The sequence below is a fragment of the Shinella zoogloeoides genome (genome assembly GCF_022682305.1).
In the GTDB taxonomy this organism is placed as follows: domain Bacteria; phylum Pseudomonadota; class Alphaproteobacteria; order Rhizobiales; family Rhizobiaceae; genus Shinella; species Shinella zoogloeoides_B.
On sequence record NZ_CP093528.1, the window covers coordinates 32074 to 44686 of the forward strand.

Below are 12613 nucleotides of genomic sequence, written 5' to 3' on the forward strand. Positions count from 1 at the left end.
CGCATGGTTTCTCGCCGACTTTCCCGCCTTGAGGGTCACCGCCGCAAGTTCCTGGCGGTCATCGACGATACGCCGGAATGCCAGCGTGCCGTCCACTATGCGGGAATGCGTGCGAAGAATTCCAACGGCGCCGTCGTCCTGCTCTACGTGATCGCCAATGCCGATTTCCAGCAATGGCTGGGCGTCGAGGAGATCATGCGGGCGGAAGCGCGCGAGGAAGCGGAAGCCGTGCTCGCCAAGGCGGCGCAAGCGCTGCGCGAGGCTATCGGCATCGAGCCGGAAACGGTGATCCGCGAAGGCGTCGCCAGCGAGCAGATCAACGGTCTCATCGATGAGGATCGCGACATCGCGATCCTCGTTCTGGCCGCCGGCTCCGCAAAGGAGGGGCCGGGGCCGCTGGTTTCCTCCCTCGCCAGCCGCGGGCAGGCCTTCCCCATTCCCGTGACGGTCATCCCGGATCAGCTCAGCGACGAGGAACTCGACGCATTGAGCTGACCTTCCGTCTTGAAGAGCGGGGCGGAAACGCCTATCTTCTTTTGAATTATTCTAAATGTATGGGCCGACCAAAGCGGCTGGCCGCACGGAGAGAAAGATGTTCATCCAGACCGAAGCGACGCCGAACCCGTCGACCCTGAAGTTCCTGCCGGGCAAGGTGGTGCTGGAGACCGGCACGGCCGAGTTCCGCGACGAGACGGAAGCGCGGGCCGCATCCCCGCTCGCCGCCCGCCTCTTCGGCATTCCGGGCGTCAAGGGCGTGTTCCTCGGCTACGATTTCATCACCGTCACCAAGGATGATGCCGACTGGCAGCACATGAAGCCGGCGATCCTCGGCAACATCATGGAACACTTCATGTCCGGCCTGCCGGTTCTTGCCGGCGGTGCGCTCGGCGGCAGCGAGGACGACGAGGGCGAGTTCTTCAACGAGGGCGACGAGACCATCGTCGCCACCATCAAGGAACTGCTCGATACGCGCGTTCGCCCGGCCGTTGCGCAGGACGGCGGCGACATCACCTTCAAGGGGTTCCGCGACGGTGTCGTCTACCTCAACATGAAGGGCGCCTGCTCGGGCTGCCCGTCCTCGACGGCGACGCTCAAGCACGGCGTCCAGAACCTTCTCCGCCATTTCGTACCGGAAGTGCAGGAAGTTGAAGCCGTCGCATAAGGCCCGTTCCGTGAAACCGGGATGCCCGGCATGATCGTCCTTGCGATCGATACGGCGGGCACCGGCTGCTACGCGGCGCTCTATGATTCCAACCGGGATGCTGTCCTCGGCGTCGCTGGAGCCGATATCGGCCGCGGCCATGCCGAGCGGCTGATGGAGTTCGTCGACGCGGCGCTCGATGCCGCGGGCCTCGATATCAAGGCCGTCGGCCGCATCGCCGTCACTGTAGGTCCCGGCTCCTTCACCGGCATCCGTGTCGGCGTTGCCGCCGCGCGCGGCCTTGCGCTCGCCCTCGGCGTTCCCACGGTCGGCGTTTCCAGCCTAGCTGCGCTCGCCGCCGATCATCGGACCGGCGCGCCGCTCATGGTCGCCATGGATGCCAAGCGCGACGAGGTCTACTGGCAGCGCTTCGCCGTGGATGGTTCGGAAGCGACGCCGGCCGCCATCGCCGCCATCACGGAGGCCCGCGCCATCGCCGCCGTCCATGACGGCGCGCTCGTAGGCTCCGCCGCCCATCTCTTGCGGGACGGTGTGTCGCAGGGCATCGATAGCGTTTCCATCGCCACTGTCGCCCGCCTCGGCGCGCAGCTTTCTCCTGAAAATCATCTGCCGAAGCCGCTTTACCTGCGCGGTCCCGATGCCAAGCCGCAGGCGGGTTTCGCGATCCGGAGGGCGTGACATGTCGCTCGCTGACTATTTCACTCGCAAGCCCGTCTTCGACATCTTCCCCCTCGAAACGGACGATGCCGGCATCGCGGCAACCCTGCACCGGGCGCGGTTCCCCCAGCCGTGGAACGACGGCGAGTTTCACTCCCTTCTGTCGCAGGGCCCCGTCTTCGGCTTCCTCGCGGTCAGGCAGGGCGCCCTAGGCCGCGCGGCCGGTGGCTTTGTCCTGGCGCGCGCCACGGCAGGCGAGGCGGAAATCCTGACCATCGGCGTCGATGAGCGATTCGGCCGCGCCGGTCTCGGCTGGCGGCTGATGCTGGCGGCGATGCACGAGGCGAAGATGCGCGGCGCCGAGGATATCTTCCTGGAGGTGGACGAGGGCAATGTCGCGGCCCGCGGTCTCTACGGCAAGCTCGGCTTTTCCAAGGTCGGCGAGCGCAAGGCCTATTACGCCGCTGCCGATGGCACCCGGTCCACGGCGCTTGTCATGCGGCGCGATCTTCGCTAGTCCCCTTTCGGGAGGGCCGAACGAAAGGGCAGATCGTATGGCGGATGCGGAAAAATCGCTGGAAGAGCTTTGCGTCGAGCGCGGCATGCGCATGACCGAGCAGCGCCGCGTCATCGCGCGCGTGCTCGAGGCTTCCGCCGATCACCCGGATGTGGAAGAGCTCTATCGCCGCTCCTCCGCCGTCGATGCGCGCATCTCCATCTCCACCGTCTACCGAACGGTCAAGCTCTTCGAGGATGCGGGCATCATCGAGCGCCATGATTTCCGCGACGGGCGTTCGCGCTACGAGACCGTGCCGGACGAGCATCACGACCACCTGATCGACCTCAAGAACGGCCAGGTCATCGAATTCCATTCGCCCGAGATCGAGGCCTTGCAGGAACGTATCGCCCGCGAGCACGGCTTCAAGCTGGTCGATCACCGCCTGGAACTCTACGGGATTCCCCTCAAGGAGGGCGAGTGAGGCGGGAGGGCTCGCAGCACCCTCGGGTGACCGCGTGATCACCTGGCTGCGCATCGCCATCGGTCTCGTCGTCCTGCTCGCGGTTACGCTCGTCCTGCTGCCTGTCCAGCTCGTCGGCCTGCGCTTCAACCTGAAGGTCCGCCGTTACATCCCGCGCCTCTGGCACCGCGTCGCCTGCCGCGTGCTCGGCCTCAAGGTGCGCGTGCACGGCACCCTGGAAAGAAGCCGCCCCCTGCTGATCGCCGCCAACCATGCCTCCTGGAAGGACATCATGGTGCTCGGTTCCATCGCCGATGTCGTCTATATCGCGAAATCCGAGGTGCGCGGCTGGCCGGTCTTCGGCGTCCTCGCCCGCCTGCAGGCGACGATCTTCGTCGAGCGCGAGCAGCGCCAGAAGACCGGCGACCAGGTGGACGAGATCGCGCGGCGTCTGGCGGACGGTGAGGTCGTCGTGCTCTTTCCCGAAGGCACCACCTCGGACGGCAACCAGCTTCTGGAGGTCAAGTCCTCGCTCTTCGGCGCGGCCGCCTCCGCCGTGCCGCATGCGCCTGATGGCGTCGTCCACATCCAGCCCGTCTCCATCGCCTATACGGGCGTGCACGGCATGGCGATGGGGCGCTACCACCGGCCGCTCGCGGCCTGGCCCGGCGATATCGAGCTCCTCCCCCACCTTCTCGGCATCGCGCGGGAAGGGGCGGTCGATGTCGATGTCGATTTCGGCGAGCGCGTCGACTATACCCGGACGAGCAACCGCAAGGCGGTGAGCCGCACGGTCGGTGCGCGCATCCGCGCCATGCTCGGCGCGCGCCTGCGCGGCAGATAGAGCTTCAAATTTCGGCCTTTTTCCCCTATGGAAGCCGCCATGAGCGAACAATCCCTCTCCACGCCGAGCACCCGCAAGGTCTTCGTCAAGACCTACGGCTGTCAGATGAACGTCTATGACAGCGAGCGCATGACCGATGCGCTGTCGAAGGACGGCTATCAGGCGACGGACGTGCTGGAAGAGGCCGACCTCGTTCTCCTCAATACCTGTCACATCCGCGAGAAGGCCGCCGAAAAGGTCTATTCCGAACTCGGCCGCCTGCGCGAGATGAAGAAGGCCCGGGCGAAGGGCGGCCGCGAGATGGTGATCGGCGTCACCGGCTGCGTCGCCCAGGCCGAGGGCAAGGAGATCCTGCGCCGCGCCCCTGCCGTCGATCTCGTCGTCGGCCCGCAGACCTATCACCGCCTGCCGGAAGCGCTGCGCCGCGCCAAGGGCGGCGAGCGCGTGGTCGAGACGGATTATGCACTGGAAGACAAGTTCGAGCATCTGCCCGCGCCGGAAAAGGCGAAGACCCGCGCGCGCGGCGTCACCGCCTTCCTCACCGTGCAGGAAGGCTGCGACAAGTTCTGCACCTTCTGCGTGGTGCCCTATACCCGCGGCTCGGAAGTCTCCCGCCCCGTCATGCAGATCGTCGCCGAGGCCGAGCGCCTCGCTGAGGCGGGCGTGCGTGAAATCACCCTGCTCGGCCAGAACGTCAACGCCTGGCACGGCCTCGGCCCGGACGGCCGCGAATGGGGCCTCGGCGATCTTCTCTACCGCCTTGCCGAAATCGAGGGCCTTGCGCGCCTGCGCTACACGACCAGCCACCCGCGCGACATGGACGACCGCCTCATCGAGGCGCATCGCGACCTGCCCAAGCTGATGCCCTACCTGCATCTGCCGGTGCAGGCCGGCTCCGACCGCATCCTGAAGGCCATGAACCGCCGCCATACGGCAGCCGAATACATCGCCCTCATCGAACGCATCCGCGCCGTCCAGCCGGAACTCGCCATATCCGGCGATTTCATCGTCGGCTTCCCCGGCGAGACCGATCAGGACTTCGAGGACACGATGCGCCTCGTCGAGACGGTCGGTTATGCACAGGCATTTTCGTTCAAGTATTCCACCCGCCCCGGCACGCCCGGCGCGGAGATGGACGGCCATGTCGAAGAGGTCGTGAAGACCGAACGCCTTGAAAGATTGCAGGCTTTGCTCTTCCGCCAGCAGGGCGAATTCGCCCTCGGCTGCGTCGGCAAGGAGATCGACCTGCTTCTGGAGAAGCCCGGACGCAAGCCCGGCCAGCTCGTCGGCCGCTCGCCCTGGCTGCAGCCTGTGAATATTGATGCAAAAGGTTCGGAAATCGGTGACATTATCCGGGTACGAATCACCGATGCCGGGCCCAACAGCCTCTTCGCGCAAGCGATCGGTTGACGGGCGGATTTCAAGGAGCTTGACCGCTTGAACGGACACGAACTGACGACGTCATCGCCGCGCCAGTCGAAAAGCCAGACCGACGCCAATCAATTCGTGCTCACTTTCGAGAACAATCGATACGCAAGCGAGCTTTTCGGCCAGTTCGACCAGAACCTGAAGCTTCTGGAACAGCGCCTCAACATCGATGCGCGAGCGCGGGGCAATTCCGTTTCCATCTCCGGTGAAGTCATGGCCACCAACCAGGCCCGCCGCGCGCTGGATTATCTCTACGACCGGCTCCAGAAGGGCGGCTCGATCGAGCTGTCCGACGTCGAGGGCGCCATCCGCATGGCGATCGCGGCCGACGACCAGTTGTCCCTGCCGACGATGGAGCGTAAAGCCAAGCTTACCATGTCGCAGATCTCCACCCGCAAGAAGACCATCGCCGCCCGCACGCCGACGCAGGATACCTATATCCGCGCGCTGGAGCGGTCAGAGCTCGTCTTCGGCGTCGGCCCGGCCGGCACGGGCAAGACCTATCTCGCCGTCGCTTATGCCGCCCAGCTTCTCGAGCGCGGCGCGGTGGACCGCATCATCCTCTCTCGTCCCGCCGTCGAAGCCGGCGAGCGCCTCGGCTTCCTGCCCGGCGACATGAAGGAGAAGGTCGATCCCTATCTGCGTCCGCTCTATGACGCGCTCTACGACATGATGCCGGGCGACAAGGTCGAACGCGCCATCACGGCCGGCGTCATCGAGATCGCGCCGCTCGCCTTCATGCGCGGCCGCACGCTCGCCAACGCCGCCGTCATCCTCGACGAGGCGCAGAACACGACCTCGATGCAGATGAAGATGTTCCTGACGCGTCTCGGCGAGAACGGCCGCATGATCGTCACGGGCGATCCGAGCCAGGTCGACCTGCCGCGCGGCGTGAAGTCCGGTCTCGTGGAAGCCCTGCAGATCCTCAAGGGTGTCGAGGGCGTCTCGGTCGTCCGCTTCAAGGATGTCGACGTCGTGCGCCATCCGATGGTCGCCCGCATCGTCCGCGCCTACGAGGCGCAGACGGCAGTGCAGGACGAAAGCGAGCTGCCGGACCGCTGAGGCCGGATACCTGATGAGCGAACTCGATATCCAGATCTCCATAGAGGAGGGCGCATGGCCCTCCGAGGAACGCCTTTTCGAAATGAGCGGGCGCGTGCTCGGCGCGGCGGCGGATTATCTGCGAAAGCAGGAAAAGCAGCCCTTCCCGAAGACCGGCGCGCCGGAAGTCTCCCTCGTCTTCACGAATGACGAAAGCATCCGCGCCATCAATGCGGAATGGCGCAGCCAGGACAAGCCGACCAACGTCCTGTCCTTCCCCGCCTTCCCGGTGACGCCCGGAAAGATGCCGGGTCCGATGCTCGGCGACATCATCTTCGCCGAGGAGACATTGACCCGCGAGGCGGCCGATCTCGGCAAGTCTTTCGACGATCATCTCACGCATCTCATGGTGCATGGATTTCTGCATCTCTTCGGTTATGATCATATGGAAGACGAAGAGGCTGAAAAAATGGAGGGGCTTGAGACTCGCATTCTTGCCGAGCTTGGCCTATCTGACCCCTACGGGGATGGCCCCGAAGAATAGTTTGGACCAATGAGCGACTTTAGAAATCAGCCGGCAGCGGCGGAAAAGAACGAGGCGGACGCCTCAAGTCAGGACGAGGCGGGCAGTAGTAGCAGCGCGCCGAAGCAGGAAAGCGGGGGCCGGTCATCCTTCTGGTCCCGTGCGACACGGCTTTGGCGCATGACGGGCGCCTCCACGCTGCGCAAGGACCTCGCCGAGGCCCTGATGACGGAAGACACCGGCGGCGAGCCGGCCTTCCTGCCCGAAGAACGGGCGATGCTGCACAATATTCTCCGCTTCCGCGAGGTGCGCGTCGAGGACGTCATGGTCCCGCGCGCCGATATCGAGGCCGTCGACCAGGACATCACCATTGCCGAACTGATGGTGATCTTCGAGGATTCCGGCCGCTCGCGCATGCCGGTCTATAACGAGAGCCTGGATGATCCGCGCGGCATGGTCCACATCCGCGACCTGCTCGCCTACGTCACCAAACAGGCCCGCAACAAGCGCCGCAATGGTGCAAAGCCCGCTGCCGTTACCGGCGAAAAGCCGGCGCGTACGCCAAAGGCCGAATTCGACCTCGGCCGCGTCGATCTTTCCAAGACCGTTGCCGAAGCCGGCATCATCCGCCCGGTCCTCTTCGTGCCGCCATCGATGCTGGCCGCCGACCTCATGGCGCGCATGCAGGCCGACCGCACCCAGATGGCCCTCGTCATCGACGAATATGGCGGCACGGACGGCCTCGCCTCGCTGGAAGACATCGTCGAGATGGTCGTCGGCGATATCGAGGACGAGCACGACGACGACGAGGCGATGATCCAGCGCGTCAGCGACGACGTCTTCATCGCCGATGCCCGCGTCGAGCTTGAGGAACTGGCCGAAGCCATCGGTTCCGATTTCGATATCCGCGAACAGCTTGAAGATGCCGATACGCTCGGCGGCCTGATCTTCGCCTCGCTCGGCCGCATCCCGGTGCGCGGCGAGGTCGTGCAGGCCGTGCCCGGCTTCGAATTCCACGTCCTCGACGCGGACCCGCGCCGCGTCAAGCGCGTGCGCGTCACCCGCAAGCGCGCCGGCTCCGTCCGCCGCCGCGAGCGCCGGCCGGAAGGCGAGGGCACTGCTCCCGCCAAGCTGAGCGAACAGCGTAATGATGAGGCCGGGGCGGAATAGGCCTCTCACCCTAACCCTCTCCCCGCTTGCGGGGAGAAGGTGGCCGGCAGGCCGGATGAGGGGCACGGCATCCCTGCAACCCTCCGGAATGGCCATCCCGACATGTCCCCTCATGACACAGGACAAGCCGCTTCTTTTTTGGAACACTGGCGCGGCTGATTCGGGGACACACAAAGGGGATGGCATGGAGCGGCTCGCGGGCAAGGTCATGCTCCTGTCTGGGACAAGACGGGCGCTGGTGGCATTTCTTGCGGGTCTGGTCGGCGTGCTGGCGCTGCCGCCCTTCGGCTTCTTCGCCGTGCTCTTCGTTTCGTTCACCCTTTTCGTCTGGCTGCTCGACGGCGCGAGCGCGGCGCCGGATGCCGGTTTCCTGCGGCGCTTCGCGCCCGCCTTCCGCATCGGCTGGTGCTTCGGCTTCGGTTATTTCGTTGGCGGTCTCTGGTGGCTTGGCAATGCGCTGCTGGTCGAGGCGGACGCCTTCGCCTGGGCGCTGCCGCTCGCCGTTCTGGGCCTGCCTGCTTGCCTTGCCGTCTACTACGGTTTCGCCGCCGCGCTCGCCCGCCTCCTCTGGTCGGACGGCATGGGGCGCATCGCGGCGCTCGCCTTCGCCTTCGGGATTGCGGAATGGCTGCGCGGCTTCGTCTTCACCGGTTTCCCCTGGAACGCGGTCGGCTATGGCGCGATGCCCGTGCCGCTGCTCATGCAATCCGCCGGCGTCGTCGGTATTGCCGGCATGAATGCGCTTGCCGTCTTCGTCTTCGCCGCGCCGGCGCTCCTGGGCACGCGGCGCGGCCGTGGCCTCGGTCTTGCGCTGGCGACGCTGCTTTTCGCCGCCCATGTCGCCTACGGTTACTACGCGCTCCATATCGCTCCCTCGCCGCAAGGCGAGGCGGTGACCGTCCGCCTCGTCCAGCCCGCTATCGACCAGACCATGAAGCTCGACGATTCCGCCCGGGCGGAGATTTTCGAGCGGCATCTGGCGTTGAGCGCGGCCGCGCCCGAGGCGGGGGGCAAGCGGCCGGATGTCATCGTCTGGCCCGAAACCTCCATCCCCTTCATCCTGACGGACAACCCCGACGCGCTGGTGCGCATCGCCGAGGTGCTGGAGGATGACCAGATGCTGATCGCCGGGGCGGTCCGCAGCGAAAGCGCCGGCTCCGGCAAGGCGCCGCGCTACTACAATTCCATCTATGTCGTCGACGGCAAGGGACAGATCATCGCCGCCGCCGACAAGGTGCATCTCGTGCCCTTCGGCGAATACATGCCCTTCGCGGAGGTCTTCGAAAGCCTCGGTGTGAGCGCGGTCGCCATGCCGGGCGGCTTCTCGGCCGCGCGCGAGCATCAGGTGCTGACCGCCGCCGGCAGGGGCTTCTATCCGTTGATCTGCTATGAGGCGGTCTTCCCCTCGGAGATCGCCGCGACGGCGGATGGGGCGGCCGCGCTTCTGAACGTCACCAACGACGCATGGTTCGGCGACACGCCCGGCCCCTACCAGCATTTCCTTCAGGCGCGCCTCACCGCGATCGAGCGCGGCATGCCGTTGATTCGGGCCGCCAACAACGGCATTTCGGCCGTGGTCGATGCGCGTGGGCGGCTGGTCTCCGGTCTGGCCTATGGTGCCGTCGGCGTGGTTGATGCAACTATTCCGGGAAAATTTTCGCCGGGAGAAGAGGCGAAGTGGCGGAACTGGGTGCTTCCGCTCCTGTTGGCCGCACTCTTTGCCATGGCGGCCATTTCCCGCATTGGTTTTAGAAACAGGGTGAATTGACCCAAAACCCCTAAAATAGCATAGTGCACCCCGCCGGCGGTTCTCCTGTATTGTAGCGACCTTGAGAGTTTGCGCATGCAACGTGACGTTATGGTCGCGTGGGGCCATCGGTAGGGTAGGGGCCATATCCGCATTAGGACTTAAAGTGATGATGGAAAACAAGAAGAAGCCGAATCCGATCGATATTCATGTCGGCAGCCGGATCAGGCTTCGCAGGACCATGCTCGGCATGAGCCAGGAGAAGCTGGGCGAAAGTCTCGGCATCACCTTCCAGCAGATCCAGAAATACGAGAAGGGCACGAACCGCGTCGGCGCCAGCCGCCTGCAGAACATTTCGAGCATTCTCAACGTGCCCGTCTCCTTCTTCTTCGAGGATGCGCCGGGTGAGCAGGCTGATTCCCAGACCGGCCTCGCCGAGGCTTCCAGCTCCAACTATGTGGTCGATTTCCTCTCCTCTTCCGAAGGCCTGCAGCTCAACCGCGCCTTCGTGAAGATCGGCGATCCCAAGGTGCGCCGCAAGCTGGTCGATCTGGTGAAGGCGCTGGCCGCCGAATCCGAGACCGAATGAGCGTGTCCTGAACGCGTGAATGAAAAAAGCGGCCCTTCGGGGCCGTTTTTTATGGGCCGCACGCCTGTAGCCTCCATGCGACAGCCCCGGAAAATCGGCATTGCCCAGGTCATATAAAGACATTCTTATGTCCTTGTGTGCTTGTCTTTGCCGGGCGAGTTGAATAACAACGTCGCAGTCATTTTCTTTGAGGGGAATTCCCGCATGCGCAGCAGCTATCTCTTCACCAGCGAGTCCGTCGCTGAAGGCCATCCCGACAAGGTTTGCGATCGTATCTCCGACGAGATCGTCGATCTGGTCTATCGCGAGGCCGTGAAGTCGAAGATCGATCCGTGGTCGGTCCGCATCGCCTGCGAGACGCTTGCGACGACCAACCGCGTGGTGATCGCCGGTGAAGTGCGCCTGCCGCCGAGCCTGCTCAAGAAGTACAGGGACGGCAAGGATGTCATCAACCCCGCCAAGTTCAAGTCGGCCGCCCGCAAGGCGATCCGCGATATCGGCTATGAGCAGGACGGCTTCCACTGGAAGACGGTGAAGATCGACGTGCTGCTGCATTCCCAGTCCGCCGACATCGCTCAGGGTGTCGACAACGCCGCCGACAAGCAGGGTGACGAGGGCGCCGGCGACCAGGGCATCATGTTCGGCTACGCCTGCCGCGAGACGGCCGAACTCATGCCGGCCCCGCTCTATTATTCGCACCGTATCCTCCAGCTCCTCGCCGATGCCCGCAAGAAGGGCGTGGGCGATGCCGGCAAGCTCGGCCCGGATGCCAAGAGCCAGGTGACGGTACGCTATGTCGATGGCAAGCCCGCTGACGTCGCCTCCATCGTGCTATCCACGCAGCATCTCGATGCAAGCTGGGATTCGAAGAAGGTGCGCGAGGTCGTCGAGCCGTATATCCGTGAAGCACTGGCCGACATCAAGATCGCCGACGATTGCTCCTGGTACATCAACCCGACGGGCAAGTTCGTCATCGGCGGCCCGGATGGTGACGCCGGCCTAACCGGCCGCAAGATCATCGTCGATACCTATGGCGGCGCAGCGCCCCATGGCGGCGGCGCCTTCTCCGGCAAGGACACGACCAAGGTCGACCGCTCGGCCGCTTATGCCGCCCGCTACCTCGCCAAGAACGTCGTTGCCGCCGGCCTTGCCGAGCGCTGCACGATCCAGATCTCCTACGCCATCGGCGTTGCCCAGCCCCTGTCGATCTATGTCGATCTGCACGGCACGGGCAAGGTGAGCGAGGACGAGGTGGAAGCCGCGATCCGCAAGGTCATGGACCTCTCTCCGTCGGGCATCCGCCGTCACCTCGACCTCAACAAGCCGATTTACGCCAAGACCGCCGCCTACGGGCATTTCGGCCGCAAGGCCGGCCGTGACGGTTCCTTCTCCTGGGAGCGCCTCGACCTCGTCAAGGCCCTCAAGGACGCTATCAAGAACTGAGGCCGACCATGACCGATGCACAACGCCGCAGCCGCGCGACCGAAGCCTTCTTCGGTCGCCGCAAGGGAAAACCGTTGCGCGAGCGGCAGGCGCTGCATCTGGAGACGCTGCTGCCGGCGCTGAAGGTCGATCTTTCGGCTCCCGCGCCGGCGGATATCGCCACGCTCTACGATTTCAGGCCCGATCGCATGCGCCTCGAGATCGGCTTCGGCGGCGGCGAACATCTCATCCATCGCGCGCAGGAAACGCCGGATACGGCCTTCATCGGCGTCGAGCCCTTCGTCAATTCCATGGCCAAGCTCATCGGCAGCGTCGAGGAGACGGGCGCGAAGAACATCCGGCTTTACGATGACGATGCAACGGAATTGCTGGATTGGTTGCCGGCTGGGTCACTCGATCAGATCGATCTTCTCTATCCCGATCCCTGGCCGAAGAAGAAGCACTGGAAGCGACGCTTCGTGTCCAAAGTCAATCTGGACCGCTTTGCCCGGGTGCTGAAGCCCGGCGGCGTCTTCTGCTTCGCGTCCGACATCGATACCTATGTCAACTGGACGCTGATGCATTGCGGGGCGCATCCCGCTTTCGTCTGGACCGCGGAAAACGCGGCCGATTGGCTGACGCCCTATGCCGGCTGGCCGGGCACGCGCTACGAGGCCAAGGCCAAGCGCGAGGGCCGCAAGTCGGCTTACCTCACCTTCCGCCGGCTCTGACGGAAGGTCCGGATCGTCCTAGTGCAGGCTGACCGTGCGCAGGTCGTCCTCGGCGGCCTTGTAGAAGGTGCTGGAACGGTTGTCGGTGAGGAGGATCGGCGTGCCGTCCGCGCCGAACAGCGCCCAGAGATCGAGGCTCGGGTCGATTTCGGGCGCTTCCGGGAAGACGCGCGAGACCTCGTCCGCCTTCATCTTGCGGATATAGCCGACTTCGCCTGCGCCGAGATGCGCGAGATCCGCCTTCGATACGGTGGGAGTTACGGTTTTCAGGCCCATTTTTGCCTCCATGGCAATGCCGGATGTTCCGGCCACCGGACGTCCACGGCCACAATGGCCCATC

At 64.8% G+C, this 12613-nt stretch carries 15 protein-coding genes; 14 read left to right on the forward strand and 1 reads right to left on the reverse strand.

Annotated elements, in window-relative coordinates:
* Nucleotides 1-3: 3 nt before the first annotated feature.
* The 14 genes from MOE34_RS00155 (at nucleotide 4) to trmB (ending at nucleotide 12273) form a co-directional block, all read left to right on the forward strand.
* Complete coding sequence (locus tag MOE34_RS00155; protein ID WP_242219722.1) at nucleotides 4-495, forward strand: universal stress protein; 492 nt, start codon at nucleotides 4-6, stop codon at nucleotides 493-495.
* A gap of 97 nt (nucleotides 496-592) precedes the next feature.
* Nucleotides 593-1162, forward strand: a complete 570-nt coding sequence (locus MOE34_RS00160) for a NifU family protein (RefSeq protein ID WP_242219724.1) — start codon at nucleotides 593-595, stop codon at nucleotides 1160-1162.
* 30 nt (nucleotides 1163-1192) lie between these two features.
* Entirely contained in the window at nucleotides 1193-1840 is a 648-nt protein-coding gene (gene tsaB / locus MOE34_RS00165) for a tRNA (adenosine(37)-N6)-threonylcarbamoyltransferase complex dimerization subunit type 1 TsaB (RefSeq protein WP_242219725.1), read from the forward strand.
* Nucleotide 1841: 1 nt separating this feature from the next.
* Nucleotides 1842-2336 (forward strand): GNAT family N-acetyltransferase, encoded by a 495-nt coding sequence (locus tag MOE34_RS00170; protein WP_242219728.1) that lies wholly within the window; start codon nucleotides 1842-1844, stop codon nucleotides 2334-2336.
* A gap of 37 nt (nucleotides 2337-2373) precedes the next feature.
* Nucleotides 2374-2799, forward strand: coding sequence for a Fur family transcriptional regulator (locus MOE34_RS00175; protein WP_242219730.1), 426 nt, complete (start codon nucleotides 2374-2376; stop codon nucleotides 2797-2799).
* A gap of 34 nt (nucleotides 2800-2833) precedes the next feature.
* The gene (locus MOE34_RS00180; RefSeq protein WP_242219731.1) at nucleotides 2834-3622 is read left to right on the forward strand and encodes a lysophospholipid acyltransferase family protein; all 789 of its coding nucleotides are present in this window, start codon (nucleotides 2834-2836) and stop codon (nucleotides 3620-3622) included.
* Between the two features lie 39 nt (nucleotides 3623-3661).
* Nucleotides 3662-5032, forward strand: a complete 1371-nt coding sequence (gene miaB, locus MOE34_RS00185) for a tRNA (N6-isopentenyl adenosine(37)-C2)-methylthiotransferase MiaB (RefSeq protein WP_242219734.1) — start codon at nucleotides 3662-3664, stop codon at nucleotides 5030-5032.
* Nucleotides 5033-5059: 27 nt separating this feature from the next.
* Nucleotides 5060-6112, forward strand: a complete 1053-nt coding sequence (locus MOE34_RS00190; RefSeq protein ID WP_119257432.1) for a PhoH family protein — start codon at nucleotides 5060-5062, stop codon at nucleotides 6110-6112.
* 13 nt (nucleotides 6113-6125) lie between these two features.
* On the forward strand, nucleotides 6126-6635 hold the full coding sequence (ybeY, locus tag MOE34_RS00195; protein ID WP_119257433.1) for an rRNA maturation RNase YbeY: 510 nt from the start codon (nucleotides 6126-6128) through the stop codon (nucleotides 6633-6635).
* 9 nt (nucleotides 6636-6644) lie between these two features.
* Nucleotides 6645-7784, forward strand: a complete 1140-nt coding sequence (locus MOE34_RS00200; RefSeq protein ID WP_242219736.1) for a hemolysin family protein — start codon at nucleotides 6645-6647, stop codon at nucleotides 7782-7784.
* 184 nt (nucleotides 7785-7968) lie between these two features.
* Nucleotides 7969-9552 (forward strand): apolipoprotein N-acyltransferase, encoded by a 1584-nt coding sequence (lnt, locus tag MOE34_RS00205; protein ID WP_242219738.1) that lies wholly within the window; start codon nucleotides 7969-7971, stop codon nucleotides 9550-9552.
* A gap of 148 nt (nucleotides 9553-9700) precedes the next feature.
* Nucleotides 9701-10120 (forward strand): helix-turn-helix domain-containing protein, encoded by a 420-nt coding sequence (locus tag MOE34_RS00210; RefSeq protein ID WP_242219739.1) that lies wholly within the window; start codon nucleotides 9701-9703, stop codon nucleotides 10118-10120.
* Between the two features lie 204 nt (nucleotides 10121-10324).
* Nucleotides 10325-11563, forward strand: a complete 1239-nt coding sequence (gene metK, locus MOE34_RS00215) for a methionine adenosyltransferase (protein ID WP_242219741.1) — start codon at nucleotides 10325-10327, stop codon at nucleotides 11561-11563.
* An 8-nt stretch (nucleotides 11564-11571) separates the two neighbouring features.
* Nucleotides 11572-12273 (forward strand): tRNA (guanosine(46)-N7)-methyltransferase TrmB, encoded by a 702-nt coding sequence (gene trmB, locus MOE34_RS00220; protein ID WP_242219743.1) that lies wholly within the window; start codon nucleotides 11572-11574, stop codon nucleotides 12271-12273.
* Nucleotides 12274-12291: 18 nt separating this feature from the next.
* Here the strand turns inward: trmB and MOE34_RS00225 are convergent, their stop codons facing one another.
* On the reverse strand, nucleotides 12292-12549 hold the full coding sequence (locus MOE34_RS00225; RefSeq protein ID WP_064332367.1) for a DUF1150 family protein: 258 nt from the start codon (nucleotides 12547-12549) through the stop codon (nucleotides 12292-12294).
* Nucleotides 12550-12613: the final 64 nt, after the last annotated feature.

Coding starts and splice junctions, on each gene's coding strand:
- MOE34_RS00210 (WP_242219739.1), top strand. CDS start 9,701: ATGATGGAAAACAAGAAGAAGCCGAATCCGATCGATATTCATGTCGGC.
- miaB (WP_242219734.1), top strand. CDS start 3,662: ATGAGCGAACAATCCCTCTCCACGCCGAGCACCCGCAAGGTCTTCGTC.
- MOE34_RS00170 (WP_242219728.1), top strand. CDS start 1,842: ATGTCGCTCGCTGACTATTTCACTCGCAAGCCCGTCTTCGACATCTTC.
- MOE34_RS00200 (WP_242219736.1), top strand. CDS start 6,645: ATGAGCGACTTTAGAAATCAGCCGGCAGCGGCGGAAAAGAACGAGGCG.
- trmB (WP_242219743.1), top strand. CDS start 11,572: ATGACCGATGCACAACGCCGCAGCCGCGCGACCGAAGCCTTCTTCGGT.
- tsaB (WP_242219725.1), top strand. CDS start 1,193: ATGATCGTCCTTGCGATCGATACGGCGGGCACCGGCTGCTACGCGGCG.
- MOE34_RS00155 (WP_242219722.1), top strand. CDS start 4: ATGGTTTCTCGCCGACTTTCCCGCCTTGAGGGTCACCGCCGCAAGTTC.
- lnt (WP_242219738.1), top strand. CDS start 7,969: ATGGAGCGGCTCGCGGGCAAGGTCATGCTCCTGTCTGGGACAAGACGG.
- MOE34_RS00175 (WP_242219730.1), top strand. CDS start 2,374: ATGGCGGATGCGGAAAAATCGCTGGAAGAGCTTTGCGTCGAGCGCGGC.
- ybeY (WP_119257433.1), top strand. CDS start 6,126: ATGAGCGAACTCGATATCCAGATCTCCATAGAGGAGGGCGCATGGCCC.
- MOE34_RS00225 (WP_064332367.1), bottom strand. CDS start 12,549: ATGGGCCTGAAAACCGTAACTCCCACCGTATCGAAGGCGGATCTCGCG.
- metK (WP_242219741.1), top strand. CDS start 10,325: ATGCGCAGCAGCTATCTCTTCACCAGCGAGTCCGTCGCTGAAGGCCAT.
- MOE34_RS00160 (WP_242219724.1), top strand. CDS start 593: ATGTTCATCCAGACCGAAGCGACGCCGAACCCGTCGACCCTGAAGTTC.